The sequence below is a fragment of the Sphingomonas sp. genome (assembly GCF_965200135.1).
GTDB lineage: Bacteria > Pseudomonadota > Alphaproteobacteria > Sphingomonadales > Sphingomonadaceae > Sphingomonas.
In genome coordinates this window covers 256,870-276,571 of the sequence record NZ_CBDATK010000013.1, presented here as the reverse complement: position 1 = coordinate 276,571, position 19,702 = coordinate 256,870, and the positions used below count along the sequence as shown (strand labels likewise).

Sequence of the window (19,702 nt, the reverse complement as noted above, 5' to 3'; positions counted from 1 at the left end):
GCGTCAGGAGCGCTGGAGCATGCCGATCAGGAACTGCCTGATCTTCGCGCTCCGCGAGGCGCTCGGTGGCCCCATGATCCCGCGCGCCGCGGCGGGGAGATGATCGGCGGTGCGATCGGCGTCGGCTGCGAACACGAGATGGTCGAACCAGCTTCGCCACGCCGCCTTCTCCGCCGCCGGCAGGTCGCGCACTGCGCCGATCGCGTGCACCATCGCGAGGAAGGCGTCGCCGGACCGGTGCTCCCACCAGTAATTCACCAGCACGTTGAGCGGGGCGAACGCGCGGACGTGATGCCACCAGATCGGCGGTATGAAAATCGCGTCGCCAGGCTCCAGCTCCGCCACCAGCGCTTCGGCCAGCGCGTCGGCGAAGCGGGGATAGCGCACGAGGTCCGGCGCGTCGGGGTCGACCATGCTCGACGGCGGCCCCGCCAGCGTATGATCGAGCGGCCCGACATAGAGGTTGGCGAGCTGGTCGGGCGGGAACAACGTGAAGCGGCGTCGGCCGGCGACCACGCAGGCGATGTTGATCGACGTGTCGTAATGCGTCGCCACCCGCGTCGCGTTGCCGATCCACAGGCGCGCGGGCGCCTCGATGCCCAGCGCCAGCGGATTCGCCGCCTCCCAGCCGGGTAGGTGTTCTGGCGCCGTCGCGGCATTGGCGTAAAGCGCGTGCGGCCGCGCCTCGCCGCTCTCCGCATAGCGCAGCAGTTCGGCGACCAGCGCGCCGATCGGCACCTGCTGGCGATGAAAGTTGAAGTCGGTCAGCGTGTCGTCGGCGTAGAAGAACCGGCCCTCGATCGCCGGGGGGCCGATCAGCACCTCCAGCGGCTTCGCACCGCCGAACGCCGCAAGATACTCAGCCATCGCCCGGTCGCCGCCGCGCCCCGCCGCCACCGCCGCCCAGTGCGCGACCTGGCCGCGCAGCACGACCGGGCGATAGGCCGTGACGATCTCGCGCGCGAACGTCTCGGCGTCGACCGCCGCACGCTCGGCGACGCGCCGCTCGGTCGCGGCGGGCGGATCGAACCGGATCATGATCCGCTCATAGCGCGCCGCGTCGGCCGCCGCACCTCGATCCGTTCGACCACGATCTGCGGATCGACCAGCCAGAGGTGAAGCACATGCCGCCCTGCCGTCACGTCGGCCATCGTCACGCGTGCCACGCGCCGGTTGGCGATTACCGCCCGGCGCCAGCGCGCCTCGTCCTCACCGGCGAGCAGATCGACGATTACCGGCGCTCGCCCGTCCAGCGACAGCGCAAGCCGCTGCCGTCCGGTGCCGCGTACGTCGAGTCCCGGAGCGGCGACGACATCGACGGTGATCGCACCGGCGCGCGCCAGCGTCAGCGGCCAGGCGAGCTGCGGACTCGCACCGCCAGGCTCCTCGATCGGCGCGATCGTCGCCGGCCGCGCGATCATCGCCGCACCTTCCGCGGTGAGGCCCGGCACGCGCTGCCAGCGCATGCCCGCGCCGTCCACCACCCGGCCGGCGTCGGCGGTCAGCACCACCAGCGGCGGCGGCGGTTCGGCGGCGATGGCGGGCAGCGGCGTCGAAACGGTGGCGAGCGTCGGCATCACATCGGCCGGCGGCTGCTGCCACCCGGTATAGCCGATATGCGTCTGCGCCATCATGCCGGTCCATTTGCCGTCGGCGAGGCGATCGTAGCGGCGACGAAGCGCGTCATCCTGCGCGAAATAGCCGCGCGCCGCAGCGGCCCATCGCGTGACTGCGGCGGCATCGCCGAGGCGCGCGGCGGCGCGGTTCGCGGCGACGGCCGCGTATAGCCGGTGCAGATTGGTCATCGCGTCGATGCGATGGCGTACCAGCTCGTCATAGGCATCCAGACGGTCGCCGGGGATGTTCGCCGTCTCCCGGTGAGCGGCAACGGCGAGCGCCTCCCACTCGGCGAGCACCCGCCGCCACTCGCCGGGGAAAGCATAGCTGTCGGCATCGACCAGCTCGGGCTTACGGCGGCTCGCGAGCTGGCCATAGCGCGCGATCAGCGCACCGACCGCGGGTCCCTGCGCCGGACCGAACTGTCGCCCCGCCCAATCGCGGGGATAGGCGGCCATCGCCGCCACCGTCATCCGGTCGGGGTTCCAGGCCATGTCGAGGAAGAAGCTGGTGGCGTATTCCATCGGTTTCAGGTCGCCGACATTGACGATCCACAACCGGTCGGCGCCATGTTCGTGCGCCAGCGTCATCTGCTGCCACACCCGCGGGATCGCATTGGTATCGAGCCACTTGTAGTTGCGCGGATCGCCGACGTAATCGAAGTGGTAATAGACCCCCGAACCGCCCGCGCGCCGGTCGCCGGGCGCGGGCAGCCGGCGGATATTGCCCCAATTGTCGTCAGAGAAGAGCAGCGTCACATCGTCGGGGATGCGCATGCCTTGGTCGTAATAGTCCTGCACCTCCTTGTAGAGCGCCCAGACCTGCGGCGTCGCACCGGCCGGGCGGCCGGTCGTGTCGGCGATAATCCGCCGCTGGTCGGCGACGATGCGCTCCAGTACCGCCGTCGCGGTGCCCTCCGTCATCGGCTCGTCGCCGTCGCCGCGCATCCCGATCGTCACCAGATCCTCGGCCGCTCCGCGCCGCTCGATGCCGGCGCGCCAGAACGCCCGCAACGCCCCGGCGTTGGCGGCATAGTCCCACGCGCCGCCGCCCTGTCGCCGCCATTCTACATTCGCGCGCGCCATCGGCTCGTGATGCGAGGTGCCGAGAATGATCCCCATCTCGCGCGCCAGTGGCGCCGAGGCAGGATCGTCCTGCCACAGCGACTTGCCCCACATCGCGGGCCACAAGAAATTGGCCTTCGACCGGAGCAGCAGCGTGAACAGCCGCTCGTACACCGCGTGGTCGACCCCGCCGAACCGCGCCTTCGCCCAGCCGCCGAACGCCGGCTCCTCATCGTTGATGAAGATGCCACGATACTTCACCATCGGATGATCGGCGACGCGCCCGCCGGTCAGGTACAGCGTACGGTGACGGATCGCCGGCACGTCCGCCCACCAGGTCCACGGGCTGACGCCGGCCTTGGCGCTGATGTCGTAGAGGCCGAAGATCGTCCCGCGCCGGTCCGCGCCGACGATCACCAGCGCGCGGTCGACGCCGGGCACGGGGTGGTCGACCACCTGTTCGACATAGCCTTCCCACTGGCCGGCGAGGCCGTGCACATCGACCTTGCCCGCACGCACCAGCGCGTCGACGACGCCGCCATGTCCCAACGTGCCCGCGATCACCGTTGCGCCGCCGCGCGCATCGTCCGCCAGTCGCGCCTCGCCAGCGCCCACCGCCTTCAGGTCAGCGACCAGATCGCCTGCCGCGCGCCGGACCCCCGGCGCGTCGGCCGGATCGACGACCACCGTCGCGACCCGGCGGGGCATGATCAGCGCCAGCGCGCCCGCGACGGGCTTGGCGCAGGCGGCGACCGGTCCGGCACAGTCCTGCGCCAGCGCCGGTGTCGGCAACGACAGCAGGAGCAGCGGCAACAGGCGGTGCAAGATCATGCCTCTCTCATAACGGCGGCGAGACGTCCGCCGCCCGACCGCTCTGATACCGCTACCAGTCGCCGCACGGCAATCGGCATAGGGCGACCCTTGACGTCGTCCGGTCGCGACGACACTGTTAGCGCTATCACGCGGAGAGGGAAATGACCGGGCATCTCGCCTTCACGGCCGCCACCGACCTGCCCCGCGACTGGCGCGTGGGCCGGTTTCTGGGACGGTTGGAGCACGACGGCGCCGTGATTCCGGTGCTCGTCGCGCAAGGCGTCGTCCACGACATGAGCATGGTCGCGCCGACCGTGTCGCTACTGGTCGAGGCCGGCGCGTTCGCCGGCGGCCGTGCGCTCGGAGCGCTCGACGCGGTGCTCGGCGCCGGCGCGCGCCCGCTCAGCCCGATCGACCTTCAGTGCGTCAAGGCTTGCGGCGTCACCTTCGCCACCTCCGCCGTCGAGCGCGTCATCGAGGAGCGTGCGCGCGGCGACGCCGGTGCGGCGGTCGCGTTTCGCGCGCGGCTGGAGGAGCGGATCGGCGGCTCGATCCGCGCGGTCGTGCCCGGCTCGGCCGATGCCGCCGACCTCAAGGCCGCGCTGATCGAGGAGGGCGTCTGGTCGCAATATCTCGAAGTCGCGATCGGCCCGGACGCGGAGGTTTTCACCAAGGCGCCGGTCCTGTCGACGGTAGGCTGGGGCGCGGAGATCGGCGTCCGCTCCGACTCGAGCTGGAACAACCCCGAGCCCGAGATCGTGCTGATCGTCGCGCCCGATGGCGCGCCGATCGGCGCGACGCTGGGCAACGACGTCAATCTGCGCGATTTCGAAGGGCGCTCGGCGCTGCTGCTCGGCAAGGCGAAGGACAACAACGCGTCATGCGCGCTCGGCCCGCTGATCCGGTTGTTCGACGCCGAATTCACGATGGACGACGTCCGCGACGCGCAGCTGTCACTGCTGATCGAGGGCGAGGACGGGTATCGGCTCGACGGTGCGAGCTCGATGCGCGAAATCAGCCGCGATCCGCTCGACCTGATCGGCCAGACGCTGTCGGAGCATCAATATCCCGACGGGTTCGCGCTGTTCCTCGGCACGCTGTTCGCACCGACGCAGGATCGCGATGAGCCGGGGCGCGGCTTTACGCACAAGGTCGGCGACGTGGTGACGATCGCCAGCGACAGGCTGGGTACACTCGTCAATCGCGTCGTCCATTCGCGCGACGCCGCACCCTGGACGGTGGGCATCGGCGCGACGATGCGCGATCTGGTGGCGCGGGGGATGATCAGGTCATGATCGGCGCCGACGATCGCGCCATATACCCCAGCCTGCGCGACCGGCGTGTCGTCGTCACCGGCGGCGGATCGGGCATCGGCGCCGGGCTGGTCGAGGCGTTCGTCCGGCAGGGCGCGCGCGTCGCCTTCGTCGATCTGGCGGAGGAGCCGTCACGGGCGCTGGTCGCCGCGCTGACGCCCGGCGCGGCGCATGCGCCCGTGTTCCACCGCCTCGATCTCACCGACCTCGATGCGGTCGCCTCGACGATGCGCGCGATCGACTCCGCGCTCGGCGGCGTCGACGTGCTCGTCAACAATGCCGGCAACGACGACCGCCACCGCCCCGCCGACGTGACGCCCGCCTATTGGGACGAGCGGATGGCGGTCAATCTGCGCCACCTGTTCTTTTGCGCGCAGGCGGTGATCCCCGGCATGACCGCGCGCGGCGGCGGCGTGATCCTGAATCTCGGTTCGATCAGCTGGCATCTGGGGCTGGAGGAGCTGGTCGCCTATCAGACCGCCAAGGCCGGTATCGAGGGCATGACCCGCGCGCTCGCCCGCGAACTGGGCCCGGCCGGCATCCGGGTCAACACGATCGTGCCCGGCAATGTCCAGACGCCACGGCAGCAGCAATGGTACACGCCCGAAGGAGAGGCCGAGATCGTCGCCGCGCAGTGTCTGAAAGCACGCGTCCTGCCGCACGACATCGCGGCGATGGCGCTGTTCCTCGCGTCCGACGACGCACGGCTGTGCACGGGGCATGACTACTGGGTCGACGCCGGATGGCGCTGACGCGGTTGCTGGTCGCGGTCGCGCTGGCCGGCACGGCGACCGGTGCGATCGCGCGCGCCGCGCAATGGGTTCCGGCCTGGGGCGCGGCGCAGATGCGTAGCGAGGGGGCCGATGCCGATCGCCTCGCGAGCGCCGGCCCTTCGACCATCCGCCAGATCGTTCATCTCGCCGCCGGCGGCCGCATCCTGCGCGTGCGGCTGTCGAACGTCGCGAGTGACACGCCGCTGCACATCGGCGCCGTGTCACTCGCGCGTGGCGCGGCCGGCCGCGCCGCCGTGACCGATCTCCGGCCACTGACCTTCGACGGTGCGACATCGGTCGTGATCCCGGCCGGTGCGGAGATCTACGCCGACCCGGTGACGATGGTGCGCGTCGCGCCCGGCGACGATATTGCGATCAGCCTCTACCTGCCCGATTCCGTGCCACATCGCACCGGTCATCCGGGCGCCCGCGCAACGGCTTTCTTGGCCAGCGGCGACGTCACCGGGGCCGCCGATCTGCCGGCGGCACAGCGGATCGGCGGCTGGTGGAGCCTTGCCGATGTCGAGGTCGACGGCGGTCCGCAGTCCGGCGCGATCGTCGCGATCGGCGACTCGATCACTGACGGCTACGGAGTCCGTGACGACGGCAACGCGCGCTGGCCCGATCTGCTCGCGCGTCGTTTAGCAACCGACCCGGCGACGCGCACCTTGTCGGTGGTCAATGCCGGGATCGGCGGCAACCGCGTGCTGCTCGACGGCGTCGGACCGAGCCTGCTCGCGCGCTTCGACCGCGACGTGATCGCGCGGGCTGCGGTGCGTTACGCGATCGTGCTGGAAGGCGTGAACGACCTCGGCACCCTCACTCGAGACCAGCCGGCGACCCCCGCCCAGCATAGCGCGCTGGTCGCGGCGATCATCGCAGCCTATCGGCAGGTCGTCGTCCGGGCGCACGCGCACGGAGTCAGGGTGATCGGCGGCACGATCATGCCATTCGTCGGCAATGACTATTACCACGCGGGTCCCGACAGCGAGAGCGATCGGCAGGCGATCAACACCTTCATTCGCTCGGCGGGAGCGTTCGACGGCGTGGTCGATTTCGACCGCGCGCTCCGCGACCCGGCGCATCCCGACCGTCTCCTCGCCGCCTATGATTCCGGCGACCACCTCCATCCCAGTGAGGCGGGCTACCGCGCAATGGCGGACGCGATCCCACTGTCGTTGTTCGGCGACGCCCGCGCGTCCGCCGTCGCCGCCCGACGCCCGCAGATCGCGATCACCTTCGACGACCTACCCGCGCACGGACCGCTGCCGCCGGGCGGCGACCGACTGGCGGTCGCGCAGGCCATCATCGCCGCGTTGCGATCGCATGACGCGCCCGCCTTCGGGTTCCTGAATCAGGGCTTCGCGACCGGGGAGCCGCGGGCGCCGGCGGTTCTCGCAGCATGGCGCGCGGCCGGGCTGCCGATCGGCAATCATACCTTCTCGCACCTCAACCTCGACATGGTCGGTGCCGCTGCCTTCCTCGCCGACGCGCATCGCAATGAATCGTCGCTGGCGGCGATCGCGGGTCCCGACGACGGGCGCTGGTTCCGCTATCCTTTCCTGCTCGAGGGCAGCGGACCCGCCGTCCGCGACGCCGTGCGCGCCGACCTGCGTCGCAGCGCGTATCGTGTCGCGGCGGTGACCATGAGTTTCGGCGATTACGCCTGGAACGACGCCTATGCCCGCTGCGTGGCCAGGCACGACGGTTCCGAAATCACCGCGCTGGAAGCAAGCTTCCTCGCCGCCGCCAAGGCACAGGCGCTGCGATCGCGCCTGATCGCGCGCCAAGCGCTCGGGCGCGACATCCCCTATGTTCTGCTGATGCACCTCGGCGCGTTCGACGCGCACATGCTGCCGCGACTGCTTTCGCTCTACGAAGAGATGGGCTTCGCCTTCACGACGCTGCCGAAGGCAGAAAGCGATCCGTTCTATGCGGCGGCGGTCGATCTGGCGCTGCCCGGCTCCAGCCCGACACTGGAAGCCGCAGCGTCCGCGAAAGGCCTCGCCATTCCGGCGAACGCTCCATTGCCGGGCCCGACCGTCTGCACCTGACGTGGTGGCTCAACCGACCATATCCTCCAGCTCGCGCCCCTTGGTCTCGCCGATGAAGCGCTGGACCAGGAAGAAGCTGATGAGCGCCGACACCGCATAGAAGCTGTACGTCGCCGCCAACCCAAGCTTGGCCGCCATGATCGGGAAGCTTTGCGCGATCAGGTAATTGGCGAACCACTGCGCGAACCCGCACACCGCCAATGCCGATCCGCGTATCTGGTTGGGAAACATTTCTCCCAACATGACCCACATGATCGGGCCCCAGCTGAGATTGAAGAAGATCACGTAGACGTTGGCCGCGACCACCGCGACGAACCCGTCGTGAGGAGATAGCTGTAGCGCCCCCGCCGCGTCGAGCGTACCGTTGTGGAAGACATAGGTCATCACGAACAGCGCCACCGTCATTCCCGCCGAGCCGATCAGCAGCAGCGGCTTGCGCCCGATCCGGTCGACCAGTGCGATCGTGACGAAGCAGGCGCCGATCGACACCAGGCCCGAAATGATGTTGCGCTGGAGTGCGGTGTCCTCGCTCGCCCCCGCCAGCTTCCACAGCGTCTCGCCGTAATAGAAGATGACGTTGATGCCGACGAGCTGCTGGAACACGGCGATGACCAGACCTGCCCAGACGATCGGGCGCAGCCCGGTGCCGGGCGCGAGTACGTCGGACAGTCGCGGCCGGTGATCGGTGCCGAAACTCGCGCGGATTTCCTCCAGCTTCGCCTGAGCGACCGTCGCGCCGAACAACCGTGCCAGCACGCCCGCAGCACTTTCGTGGCGGCCCCGAGAAACCAGATAGCGAGGGCTTTCCGGAATGAAGAACAAAGCAAACAGGAACACCGCCGCCGGCAGCGCCTGGCAAAGATACATCCAGCGCCACGCTTCGATCCCGCCCCAGAACAGGTTGGTCGACTTGCCCGCGGCGGCGGCGAGGAAGTAATTTACCACAAAGGCGAGCGTCAGCCCGCTGATGATCATGACCTGCTGCACGGTCGTCATGCGCCCGCGAATATTCGCGGGCGCGACCTCGGCGATATAGGCGGGCGACAGCACGCTGGCCGTGCCTACGGCCATCCCGCCGCACAGTCGCGCGATGATGAAGATCAGATGGTCGTGCGCCAGCCCCTGAACGATCGCGCCGACCAGAAACAGGGCGGCTGCGACTATCATTACATTACGGCGGCCGAACAGATCGGCGAAGCGACCCGCGATGAAGGCCCCGATGAAGCAGCCGATCAGCAGCGAGCCGACCGTGAAGCCGAGGCTCGCGTCGGACAGCCCGAACGCGGCACGCAGGCCGTCCTGCGTACCGTTCACCGCGCCACTGTCATAACCGAACAGCAACCCGCCGATCGTCGCTACCGAGACGATCGCGGCGATAAATCCGAGGTTGGCGGTGTTCGATGCCGGATCGGCGCTTGTGGCCATGTGATCGTCCCTCTCCACAGTGTCGGACGGCGCGGTTCGATCCGTGCTCGTCGAGTGTTAGCGCTATCACGCGCCATTCACGTGTCAAGCGCCGTGCGGTCGCCGCGGTGATGCGTCCGACTCGCGGCGGACGAGCACGAAGTCGAGCAGCTCGACCGTGGCGGTCGCACCCGCCCCCGGTCCGCGGATGGCGTCGGTGAGCATGTTGACCGCGCACCGCGCCATGTCGGCGATCGGCTGACGGATGGTGGTAAGTTCCGGCCAGATCGCGGTGGCGAGCGTCGTGTCGTCGAACCCCACGACCGTCAGATCGCCCGGCACGTCCATCGCGTGGCGATGTGCGACCGCGACGGTCGCCGCCGCCATGTCGTCGTTGGACGCGAAGATCGCGGTCGGCGGCTCACCTAGCCCCAGCAGCAGCTCGGCGGCGTCCAGCCCGGAGCGATAGGTGAAGAGCCCCGGCACGATCAGCGTCGCTTCTTCCGGCAGCCCGGCCTCGACCAGCGCGTCGCGATAGCCTTGCAGCCGGTGCGCCGATGCCGACAGGTTGGGGTCGCCGATCACGAAGCCGATGCGGCGATGCCCGAGCAAGACGAGATGGCGCACCATCTCATGCGCCGCGCGGCGATCGTCGATCGCCACCGCCAGCTGATCGCGGTGGCGCTGCGTCGTTGCAAGCAGCATCGTCGGGATCCCCGCCGCGGCGAACAGGTCGAGCACGGCGGTGGATTCGCACAGCGGCGGCGTCAGCACGACGCCATCGACGCCATCGTCGACCAGCCGGGCGGCGGCCTGCACGTCGCGCTCGCCGGGCGCGCAGCGCTCGAACACCAGTTGCACGTTGCGTCGCGTCGCCTCGTCGAGGCTGCCGACCAGGAACTCGCCGACGAAACCCGCGCTGGGGTTGCCATAGAGCAGGCCGATCCGGACCTGCGCCGCGCCCGCAAGGTTGCGGGCGGACTGGTTCGGCGCATAGTTGAGCGCGGCGATGGCATCGTTGACCAGCTCGCGCGTCGCCGGCCGGACATTGCCCTCGGCATTGATGACGCGCGACACGGTCATCGGCGACACGCCGGCCCGCCGGGCGACGTCGCTGATCGTCGGAGCGCCGAGCTGGCGCCGGCTGGTTCGGTTCACTGCCAGGTCGTCTCTCCGATGGTAGGAATGCTTCCGGCCGTTAAGCCGATCACCGCATCCAAGGCAACATTGCCGTAACCTGCATCACAGGGGTTGCAGCGTCGCCAAGCTGTGATAGCGCTACCACAAGGACTCCGCGGGAGCCGTCGTTCGGAGAGGAACATGATGCGCCGATTTCCACTCATCCCGGCCGCGCTCGCGCTTGCCGCGCTGGCGGCCGGCGGCATCCTCGCACAGGGCCGCGCCGGCCGAACGACTCCGGCCGGCACGCCGCTGCCGACGGCCGCGCCCGATGGCCGGCACTATCTGTCGCAGCCGCTCACCACGGCGATCTACACCGCCGACCCTTCCGCGCACGTCTTCGGCGGGAAGATCTACGTCTATCCCAGCCACGACGTGCCGACCGCAACGGCCGACGACGATCTCGGCAACGAATACGCCATGCACGACTATCGCGTGCTGCGCCTCGACCGAATCGGCGGCCCGGCGACGGTCGGGCCGGTCGCGCTCGACGTCAGGGACGTGCCGTGGGCATCAAGGCAGATGTGGGCGCCCGACGCCGCCTATCGCAACGGCACCTATTTCCTCTACTTCCCCGCCCGCGACCGCACGGTCGACAAGAACGGCCTCGGCGCCTTTCGCATCGGGGTCGCGACCGCGCGCAACCCGATGGGACCGTTCAAGGCGATGCCGCGGCCGATCGCGGGCAGCTTTTCGATGGACCCGGCGGTGTTCACCGACACCGACGGCAAAACATATATGTATTTCGGCGGCATCTGGGGCGGCCAGCTCCAGCGCTGGCGCGACGGCCGCTACGACCCGAACGGCAGCGACACCGACCTGCACCGCGACGATCAGCCGGCGCTGTCCGGCAAGGTCGTGCGGATGAACGACGACATGACCAGCTTCGCCGAGCCGGTGCGCGACGCGGTCATCCTCGATCCAGCGACCGGCAGGCCGGTGCTCGGCGGCGATCACGACCGCCGCTTCTTCGAGGCGTCGTGGATGTTCCGGCGCGGCGGCACCTATTACTACACCTATTCGACCGGCGACACGCACTGGCTGAACTATGCGACAGGCACCTCGCCTTATGGCCCGTTCACCTATCGCGGCCACATCCTGAAGCCGGTGCAGGGCTGGACCAGCCACCATTCGATCATCGAATGGGATGGTCGCTGGTGGCTGTTCTATGCGGACACGCAGATGTCGAACCGCAATCACCTCCGCAACGTCAAGGTGACCGAACTCCGGTTCGGCACCGACGGTTCGATCCCGACGATCGATCCGTTCGTGGAGTAGGCCGATGTTCCTCGGCATCGACATCGGCACTTCGGGGATCAAGGCGGTCGTGCTCGACGAGCGCGGCGCGGTCGCCGGCCAGGGCATCGCCGCGCTGACCGTCCAGCGTCCGCACGCGGCCTGGTCGGAGCAGGATCCGGAGGCATGGTGGCGAGCAACCACCGCCGCGGTACAGGCGATCGACCCCACGGTCCGGCGCGCCGTTCGCGGGGTCGGCCTCGCCGGGCAGATGCACGGCGCAACGCTGCTCGATGCCGACGATCGACCCCTGCGCCCCGCGATCCTGTGGAACGACGGGCGCAGCGCCGCCGAGTGCGCCGCGCTCGAAGCCGCCCTGCCCGATCTCGCGGCGATCACCGGCAACATCGCGATGCCGGGCTTCACCGCGCCCAAGCTGCTCTGGGTCAAGGCGCACGAGCCGGACGTGTTCGCGCGCGTCGCGACGGTACTGCTGCCCAAGGATTACGTCCGCCTGCGCATGACCGGCGACAAGGCATCCGACGTGTCGGACAGCGCCGGCACGCTATGGCTCGACGTCGCGCACCGGCGCTGGAGCGAGGCCGTGCTCGCCGCCTGCGACCTCACCACGGCACAGATGCCGCGGCTGTTCGAGGGCACCGAGGTGACCGGGCGATTGCGCGCCGAGGTGGCCGAACTGTGGGGCATGGGCACGGTCCCGGTCACCGGCGGCGGCGGCGACAACGCCGCGGGCGCGGCCGGCGTCGGCGTGGTCGCGGACGGCGATGCGCTGTTGTCGCTCGGCACGTCCGGCGTGATCTTCGTCGCCACCGACGCCTACCGCCCCAACCCTGCCCGTGCAGTCCACGCATTCTGCCATTGCGTGCCGGACCTCTGGCATCAGATGAGCGTCCACCTGTCGGCGGGCAGCTGCATCGACTGGGTCGCACGGCTGACCGGCGCGAGCGGCGCCGCCGAACTGTTCGGGCGCGCCGAAGCCGCCGGTCCGGCGGCGGGACCGGAGCTGTTCCTCCCGTATCTTTCCGGCGAACGGACGCCGCACAACGACGTGGCCGTGCGCGGCGCCTTTCTCCACCTCGACAACGAAACCGACGCGAACCGCCTCGCCCAGGCGGTGCTGGAAGGCGTCGCCTTCGCGCTCGCCGACGGGCTCGACGCGCTGACCCAGGCGGGCACCCGCGTCGAGCGGCTGGGCGTCATCGGCGGCGGCGCGCGCTCTTCCTATTGGGGGCGGATCATCGCTGCCGCGCTGGCGACGCCGCTGGTCTATTTCGAGGGCGGCGAGGTCGGTCCCGCGCTCGGTGCCGCGCGGCTCGCCCAGATCGCCGTCGACGGCGGCGACCCCGCCACCGTCTGCGCCGCGCCGCCGATCAGCCACAGCATCGACCCCGATCCCTCGTTCGTCGAACGGCTCGGCGACAAACAACAGCTCTTCCGCGCCGCATATCCGCGGATCGCGCCAACCCCGAAAGGCCAGTGACTCCGATGGCGACCGACTATTTCGCGGATATTCCCACGATCACCTATCGCGGACCGGAAACCGACGACGAGTTCGCATATCGCTGGTACGACAAGGACCGCGTCGTGCTGGGCAAGACGATGGCCGAGCACCTGCGCTTCGCTGTCTGCATGTGGCACACCTTCTGCTGGCCGGGCAGCGACGTGTTCGGGCCGGGCACCTTCCAGCGGCCGTGGGCGGCGCACGCGCACACGCCCGAAGGCGCGGCGATGAAGCGTGACGCAGCCTTCGACTTCATCCGCCGGCTCGATGTACCCTTTTATTGCTGGCATGACGTCGATGTCTCGGCGCACGCGACCAACGTCGCGGACTGTGGCCGCTTCTTCGGCGAGGCGGTCGCTCATCTGGAACAGCTTCAGGCCGACAGCGGCATCGCGCTGCTGTGGGGCACCGCCAACCTGTTCAGCGATCCTCGCTACGCCGCCGGCGGGGCGACCAATCCCGATCCGGAGGTGTTCGCCTGGGGCGCGATGCAGGTCCGCGCCGCGCTGGAGGCGACGCATCGGCTGGGCGGTGCGAACTATGTGCTGTGGGGCGGGCGCGAAGGGTATGAGACGCTCGTCAACACCGACATGAAGCGCGAGCTCGACAATCTCGGCCGCTTCCTCGCGCTCGTCGTCGAACACAAGCACAAGATCGGCTACACCGGCGCGATCCTGATCGAGCCCAAGCCGTTCGAACCGACCAAGCATCAGTACGACTTCGACACCGCGACGGTGTACGGCTTCCTCAAGCGCTACGGCCTGGAGGACGAGGTCCGGGTCAACATCGAGGCGAACCACGCGACGCTCGCCAGCCATACCTTCGAGCACGAGATCGCGACCGCCTCGGCGCTCGGCATCTTCGGCTCGATCGACGCCAATCGCGGCGACTACCAGAATGGCTGGGACACCGATCAATTCCCCAACTCGGTCGAGGAGCTGACCCGCGCGACGCTGGAGATCGTCCGGGCCGGCGGCTTCACCACCGGCGGCTTCAACTTCGACGCCAAGGTGCGGCGCCAGTCGATCGACGCGGCGGATCTGTTCCACGGCCATATCGGCGGCATCGACACGGTGGCGAAGAGCCTGCTCAACGCCGCCGCCATCATAGAGGACGGCCGCATCGACGCGTTCAGGGCGCAACGATACGCCGGCTGGGACGGCGAACTGGGGCGGACGATCCACACCGAGGGCACCGGCCTCGCCGACATCGCCGACCTCGCGATCGCGCGCAACCTCGATCCACAGCCGCGTTCCGGTCGGCAGGAATGGCTGGAGAACCTCCTGAACCGGTTCTGATCGGGATGGCGAGGTCGACCGCATGACCGCTGCGCCGTTGGGCGTAGGGCTGATCGGCTTCGGGGTCGCCGGCCGCTGCTTCCACGCGCCGCTGATCGCGGCCGAGCCCCGGCTGCGCCTCACCGCCGTCGCGACCTCGCGCGCGGCGGAAGTGGCGGCGGCGTATCCCGCCGCCGCCGTACATGCCGACGCGCTAGGGCTGATCGCCGATCCGGCGGTCGCGCTGGTGGTCGTCGCCGTTCCCAACGCCCTGCACGCGCCGCTCGCCCGCGCGGCGCTGGCGGCCGGCAAGCATGTCGTCGTCGACAAGCCCTTCGTGCTCGATCCGGCGGACGGCGACGCGCTCGCCGCGACCGCGCGGGAGCGGGCGCTGACGCTCGCCGTCTTCCACAACCGGCGCTGGGACGCGGATTTCCTTACCGTCCGCGCGCTGCTCGATCGCGGCACGCTGGGCGATGTGCGTGACGCCGTCCTCGCCTGGGATCGTTTCCGCCCCGCGATCAAGCCGGGGTGGCGTGAGGAGCCGGGGCCGGGTGCCGGACTGATGGCCGATCTCGGCCCCCACCTCGCCGATCAGGCGCTGGCGCTGTTCGGGCCGCCCGACCGCGTTACCGGCGATCTCGCGATCCAGCGCGACGACGCGCGGGTCGACGACTGGTTCGCGATCACGCTCCACTATGGCGAGCGCCGCGTGCTCCTCGCCGCCTCGACGATGACGGCCGCGCCCCGCCCCCGGTTCGCGCTCCACGGAACGCTGGCGAGTTACGTCAAGCACGGCATCGACCCGCAGGAGGCGTGGCTACGCGCCGGCGGCGCGCCGGGCGACACGGGCTATGGCATCGAGCCGGCAACGGCGTGGGGTCGGCTGGTCACCCCCGATCGCGAGCGGCCGGTGATGAGCGAGCGCGGCGATTGGCGACGCTTCTACGCCGGCGTCGCCGCCGCGGTCGGCGACGGCGCACCGCCGCCGGTCACCGCCGCCGACGCGCTGGCGGGCCTCCGCCTGCTCGCGCTGGCACGGCGCAGCGCGGCGGACGGGCGGACGCTCGACTGGAGCGGTCAGGGCGCATAGGCGTACATCCCGATCGTCGTGCCGACGAAGCCGCCGCCCTTGGCGGTGCTAAGTATCGTCCCGTCCGCACCATTGAGCAGCCGCGTCCATCCGCCGCCGCCGACCGCATAGTCGAACGCGTAAAGCCCGCCGCGCGCCACGATGCGCAACCGGACGGGCGCGGCGGCGACGGGCAGCGCGCGGCTGGCGAGCACGACGCCGTCGACCGGATCGCCCTTCCCGCTGCGCCGTTCGACCCGCACCAGCCGCCGGCCGCCGTCGTTGACCAGCCCGACGAAGTAATAATGCGCCTCGTTCTGATAGGCGACGAGTCCCGCCTTCGCGCCGACGCGGTCGAGGTCGGCCCTCACCTCGGTCGAGGCGGTGGCGTCGAGATGCTGCTGCCGACGCGCGACGAAGCTGGGCTGTCCGAGCCCGCCGATCGGCTCTGCGCGCGCGTCGAGCGCCAGCCCGCCCGCTCCCGCGTGCCACCAGCGCGTCTTCGGCGTCCGCACCATCAGCCAATAACGCGCGAGCGTCGGCCGGGCGAAGGCGTCGCGCAGCGTGAAATTACCCGCTAGCGGAAAGCTGCCCGAAGGCGTCGCCGGCAGCGCCGGGCGCCGCGCGGCATAGGGAATGACCTCGCCGGGATCGGTGACGATCGGCCAGCCGTCGCGCCAGGTCACCCGCCGCAGAAAGGTCTCTCGCCCGGTATTGTAGAGATCGCCGGTGTAGGGCCTGGTCGCCAGGAACACGGCCCACCAGTCGCCCACAGGCGTGTCGACGAACTGGGCGTGCCCGGCCGAAGTGATCGGATCGGCTCGACCGGCCGGCAGGTCGCGCTGCGTCAGGATCGCGTGCGGAAAGGGCGTGAACGGGCCGTCGGGGCGGTCGGCGCGATAGACGGTCTCGGAATGTCTCTCCGACGTCCCGCCCTCGGCGGCGATCAGGTAATAGCGCCCGTCGTGCCGAAAGAGATGCGGGCCCTCCACCCAGACCGGCCTGGCGGCGAGATCGATGCCGCCGTCGACGATCATTCGGGCCGGGCCGCGCGTCTTCAGCGTGGCGAGATCGAAGCGGCGGATCCAGATCGCACGATGGCCGTCATAGCGCGGTGCCTCGACGGGGGCGTCGTTGTTGACCAGCCAGGTGCTGCCGTCCGCGTCGGTAAACAGGGAAGGGTCGATGCCGCCGACGTCGCGCACCCAGACCGGGTCCGACCAGGGGCCGGCCGGGTCGCGCGCGGTCAAGACGAACGTACCGCCGCATTCGACGCAGGTGTTGACGATGTAAAACCGACCGTTCGCGTGGTGTAGCGACGGGGCGAACAGCCCTTCCGACAGCTTGCGTGCGGTAAGGTCGATCTGGCCGGGCCGGTCGATCGCGTTGGCGATCTGCGTCCAGTGGACGAGGTCGCGGCTGTGGAAGACCGGCAGACCGGGGAAATAGGAGAAGGTCGAGTTGACCAGGTAATAGTCGGCACCCACCCGAATGACGCTGGGGTCGGGATAGAAGCCGGGCAGGATCGGGTTCGCATACTCACCCGGTCGCGGCCGCGCCGAGGTCGCGTCATGCCCCTCATAGCTGAACCATGCGAAGCGCACCGGCGCCGGCCGGGCCGGAACCGGCGCCGCCGCGACCAGCAGCGATGCGATCGCGGCCCACAGGAGCAATTGACGGCGCATCTTCCCCTCTCCCCATAGGCGCCGCGCCGATGTCGACGGCGGTCGCACCACGAGGTAGCGTTATCATCCAGCCGCAAGGCGATGCAAAGCTTTGGGCAAAGCTTTGGGCAAAGCTTTGGGCAGAGCGACGGCGATACTGACGGGAGGACGACGATGACGACTCGCTTGGGGACGATTCTCGCGACGCTGTACGGCGCGATGACATGCGCGACCGCAACGCCGGCGACCGCCGCGCCAGCCTCCGATCGCGCCGCGACCACCGCCGCCCGCCTCCATCGCGGGGTCAACGTGCTGGGCTATGATCCGATCTGGACCGACGCTCGCCGCGCGCGTTTCCAGCCGCGCCATTTCGCCGTCATCCGCCGTGGCGGCTTCGATTTCGTTCGGATCGTCCTCCAGTCGTTCGCGCATATGGACGGGCGTAACCGGCTCGATCCGACATGGCTGGCGACGCTCGACCGGCTGATCGGCCAGGCCACCGCCGCGGGCTTGTCGGTGATCGTCGATGAGCATGATTTCGACATCTGCTCGGACGATCCCGACACCTGCGAGCCGAAGCTGCAGGCGTTCTGGCGCCAGATCGGCGCGCGTTACCGCAACCAGCCCGCGACCGTGCTCTTCGAGCTACTCAACGAACCGCATGGCAAGCTCGACGCCGCCCGCTGGAATGCGATGCTGGCGCGGCTGATCCCGATCGTCCGCGCGACCAATCCGGACCGCACCCTCGTGATCGGGCCGACCGACTGGAACAATCTCGCGCGCCTGCCGGACCTCGCGTTGCCGGCGGACGACCGCAATATCCTGGTGACGTTCCACTATTACGAGCCGTTCCGCTTTACGCATCAGGGTGCGTCCTGGACGCCGGAAACGGCGCAGCTGCGGGGCGTCCCGTTCACCGCCGACGATGCGGCTCGGATCGCCACGGATTTCGACACGGCGGCGGCATGGCGCGACACCCATCATCGCCCCGTCATGCTCGGCGAATTCGGCGCCTATGACGGCAGCGGCACGCCCGTGGCGGATCGCGCGCGCTACGCCGCCACGATCAGTCGCGCCGCCGCAGCGCGCGGCTTCCCCTGGGCATATTGGCAGTTCGACAGCGACTTCGTCGTCTACGACATCGCCCATGACCGCTGGGTCGAGCCGATCCGCCGGGCGCTGATCGGCGCGCCCTGACCGGTCAGGCTCCCAATCGGTCAGACCAGCGCGTTGCGCCGGATCACCTCCTTGTACCAGGCGGCGCTGAGCTTGGGGATGCGCCGTTGGGTGGCGAAATCGACGTAATGAATGCCGAATCGCTTGGTATAGCCGTCCGCCCACTCGAAATTGTCCATCAGGCTCCACAGGAAATAGCCCTTGAGCGGATAACCCTCGACGGCGGCGCGCCGGAACTGGGTCAGGTAGTTGCGCAGGTACATGACGCGATCGGCGTCGTCGATCCGGCCGTTCGCGACCGGGTCGTCCGCCGATGCGCCGTTCTCCGAGATGAAGAGCGTCTTGGGCTGCCACAGTTCGCTTACCGTCCGCACCCCCCAATAGGCGACCTCCGGCCCCATCACGAGCCAGGGTGACGCCATGCGCGGCGACGAGGCGATGTGCGGGATGGTCGCGTACCCCTTCGGTCCGGTATCCGCGCGAACCCATTCCGGCGTGTAGATGTTAAGCGCGACGAAATCGAGCGGGCTGCCAATTGCGGCCATGTCGCCGCTCTGCACCTTCGGCGCGGCGGCACCCTGTTCGGACAGATACTCGTCGATGTAGCGCCCTTCCATGATCGCGGTCAGGAACATGGCGTTCTGTTCGCGGGTCGCCTTCTTTGCGGCGGCGATATGCTCCGCCGTCTCGATGACCGGCGTGAAGATGGCCGTGTTGTCGGCGATCCCGACCTGCGTGCCCGCCTTCGCATGGGCACGGATCGCCTGCACGCCGAGGCCGTGCGCGAGCACGCCGTGATGGCGCACCTGGTTCACCGCCGCCGGTGCGAGCTTCAGCCCCGGCGCGTGGATGCCCTGCTGATGACCGAGATCGGTGAAGCAGCGCAATTCGTTGACCGTCATGAAATGCCTGACGCGGTCGGACAGCTTGCCCGCCATGAACCCCGCATAGTCGGCGAACGCCAGCGCGGTGTCCCGGTTCTGCCAACCGCCCGGCAAAGCCTGCGGCAGGTCCCAATGGAACATGGTGACATAAGGCGTGATGCCGGCGGCGAGCAGCCCGTCGACCACCCTGTTGTAATAGTCCACGCCCTTATGGTTCGGCCGGCCGCGCCCCTCGGGAAAGATGCGCGACCAGGCGAGCGACATACGATAGGTGCCGACGCCCAGATCCTTGAGCAACGCGGTGTCCTGTGCGTAGCGATGATAGCTGTCGCACGCGACGGCGCCGGTGTCGCCGTTGGCGATCTTGCCCGGCGTACGGCTGAACACGTCCCAGTTGGTGTCGCCGCGACCGTCCTCCTTCACCGCGCCTTCGATCTGATAGGATGCGGTGGCGCAACCCCACAGGAAGTCCCTTGGAAAGCCCAGATCCATCGGCCGCACCGCTGCATCTGCGACCGAACCGAATGGACCGGCAGCGACGGCACCGGCCCCTGCCGCAACGCTTGCCCCGATAAACGCGCGCCGATCCATCCTGCCTCTCCCTGTTAACGCTATCATCGCCAGCTTGTCAGAAGCGGGCCTTGGGCGAAAGCT

At 69.3% G+C, this 19,702-nt stretch carries 14 protein-coding genes; 8 read left to right on the top strand and 6 right to left on the bottom strand.

What is annotated here, in order from left to right:
- Nucleotides 1-3 precede the first annotated feature (3 nt).
- On the bottom strand, nt 4-1,038 hold the full coding sequence (locus tag ACOFKS_RS14950) for a cupin-like domain-containing protein (RefSeq protein WP_419810053.1): 1,035 nt from the start codon (nt 1,036-1,038) through the stop codon (nt 4-6).
- Nucleotides 1,035-3,512 carry a glycosyl hydrolase 115 family protein gene (locus tag ACOFKS_RS14945; protein WP_419810052.1) on the bottom strand — a complete coding sequence of 826 codons (2,478 nt, stop codon included), beginning with the start codon at nt 3,510-3,512 and terminating at the stop codon, nt 1,035-1,037. Before ACOFKS_RS14945 ends, ACOFKS_RS14950 begins: the two co-directional genes overlap by 4 nt.
- Before the next feature lie 143 nt (nt 3,513-3,655).
- Between ACOFKS_RS14945 and ACOFKS_RS14940 the strand changes: the two genes are divergently transcribed.
- Genes ACOFKS_RS14940 through ACOFKS_RS14930 form a run of 3 tightly spaced genes read left to right on the top strand, consistent with a single transcriptional unit; the run spans nt 3,656 to nt 7,634 of the window.
- Nucleotides 3,656-4,789, top strand: a complete 1,134-nt coding sequence (locus tag ACOFKS_RS14940) for a fumarylacetoacetate hydrolase family protein (RefSeq protein ID WP_419810051.1) — start codon at nt 3,656-3,658, stop codon at nt 4,787-4,789.
- Nucleotides 4,786-5,559 carry an SDR family NAD(P)-dependent oxidoreductase gene (locus ACOFKS_RS14935; RefSeq protein WP_419810050.1) on the top strand — a complete coding sequence of 258 codons (774 nt, stop codon included), beginning with the start codon at nt 4,786-4,788 and terminating at the stop codon, nt 5,557-5,559. Before ACOFKS_RS14940 ends, ACOFKS_RS14935 begins: the two co-directional genes overlap by 4 nt.
- A complete protein-coding gene (locus ACOFKS_RS14930; protein WP_419810049.1) occupies nt 5,550-7,634 on the top strand; it encodes a GDSL-type esterase/lipase family protein in 2,085 nt (694 codons plus the stop codon). The genes ACOFKS_RS14935 and ACOFKS_RS14930 overlap by 10 nt, the downstream gene beginning before the upstream one ends.
- 9 nt (nt 7,635-7,643) lie before the next feature.
- On the opposite strand, the gene ACOFKS_RS14925 is transcribed toward ACOFKS_RS14930, so the two are convergent.
- Together ACOFKS_RS14925 and ACOFKS_RS14920 are read right to left on the bottom strand one after the other, a co-directional pair.
- On the bottom strand, nt 7,644-9,059 hold the full coding sequence (locus tag ACOFKS_RS14925) for a sugar porter family MFS transporter (RefSeq protein ID WP_419810048.1): 1,416 nt from the start codon (nt 9,057-9,059) through the stop codon (nt 7,644-7,646).
- 84 nt (nt 9,060-9,143) lie between these two features.
- Nucleotides 9,144-10,202, bottom strand: a complete 1,059-nt coding sequence (locus ACOFKS_RS14920; protein WP_419810173.1) for a LacI family DNA-binding transcriptional regulator — start codon at nt 10,200-10,202, stop codon at nt 9,144-9,146.
- A gap of 159 nt (nt 10,203-10,361) precedes the next feature.
- On the opposite strand from ACOFKS_RS14920, the gene ACOFKS_RS14915 reads away from it, so the two are divergent.
- From ACOFKS_RS14915 to ACOFKS_RS14900, 4 genes are read left to right on the top strand one after another with little or no spacing between them, the layout of a single operon-like run.
- A complete protein-coding gene (locus ACOFKS_RS14915) occupies nt 10,362-11,495 on the top strand; it encodes a glycoside hydrolase family 43 protein (protein WP_419810047.1) in 1,134 nt (377 codons plus the stop codon).
- Nucleotides 11,496-11,499: 4 nt separating this feature from the next.
- Nucleotides 11,500-12,954: a xylulokinase gene (gene xylB, locus ACOFKS_RS14910; RefSeq protein ID WP_419810046.1), complete on the top strand. Its 1,455-nt coding sequence runs from the start codon at nt 11,500-11,502 to the stop codon at nt 12,952-12,954.
- 5 nt (nt 12,955-12,959) lie between these two features.
- On the top strand, nt 12,960-14,273 hold the full coding sequence (gene xylA / locus ACOFKS_RS14905; RefSeq protein ID WP_419810045.1) for a xylose isomerase: 1,314 nt from the start codon (nt 12,960-12,962) through the stop codon (nt 14,271-14,273).
- Nucleotides 14,274-14,295: 22 nt separating this feature from the next.
- Nucleotides 14,296-15,345 carry a Gfo/Idh/MocA family protein gene (locus ACOFKS_RS14900; RefSeq protein WP_419810044.1) on the top strand — a complete coding sequence of 350 codons (1,050 nt, stop codon included), beginning with the start codon at nt 14,296-14,298 and terminating at the stop codon, nt 15,343-15,345.
- Here ACOFKS_RS14900 and ACOFKS_RS14895 read toward each other — a convergent pair.
- Nucleotides 15,333-17,009, bottom strand: coding sequence for a glycoside hydrolase family 43 protein (locus ACOFKS_RS14895; protein ID WP_419810043.1), 1,677 nt, complete (start codon nt 17,007-17,009; stop codon nt 15,333-15,335). The genes ACOFKS_RS14900 and ACOFKS_RS14895 overlap by 13 nt on opposite strands.
- A 153-nt stretch (nt 17,010-17,162) precedes the next feature.
- Between ACOFKS_RS14895 and ACOFKS_RS14890 the strand changes: the two genes are divergently transcribed.
- Nucleotides 17,163-18,185 (top strand): glycoside hydrolase family 5 protein, encoded by a 1,023-nt coding sequence (locus ACOFKS_RS14890; protein ID WP_419810042.1) that lies wholly within the window; start codon nt 17,163-17,165, stop codon nt 18,183-18,185.
- A 20-nt stretch (nt 18,186-18,205) separates the two neighbouring features.
- Here ACOFKS_RS14890 and ACOFKS_RS14885 read toward each other — a convergent pair whose 3' ends face one another.
- Complete coding sequence (locus ACOFKS_RS14885; RefSeq protein ID WP_419810041.1) at nt 18,206-19,639, bottom strand: GH1 family beta-glucosidase; 1,434 nt, start codon at nt 19,637-19,639, stop codon at nt 18,206-18,208.
- Between the last annotated feature and the right edge of the window lie 63 nt (nt 19,640-19,702).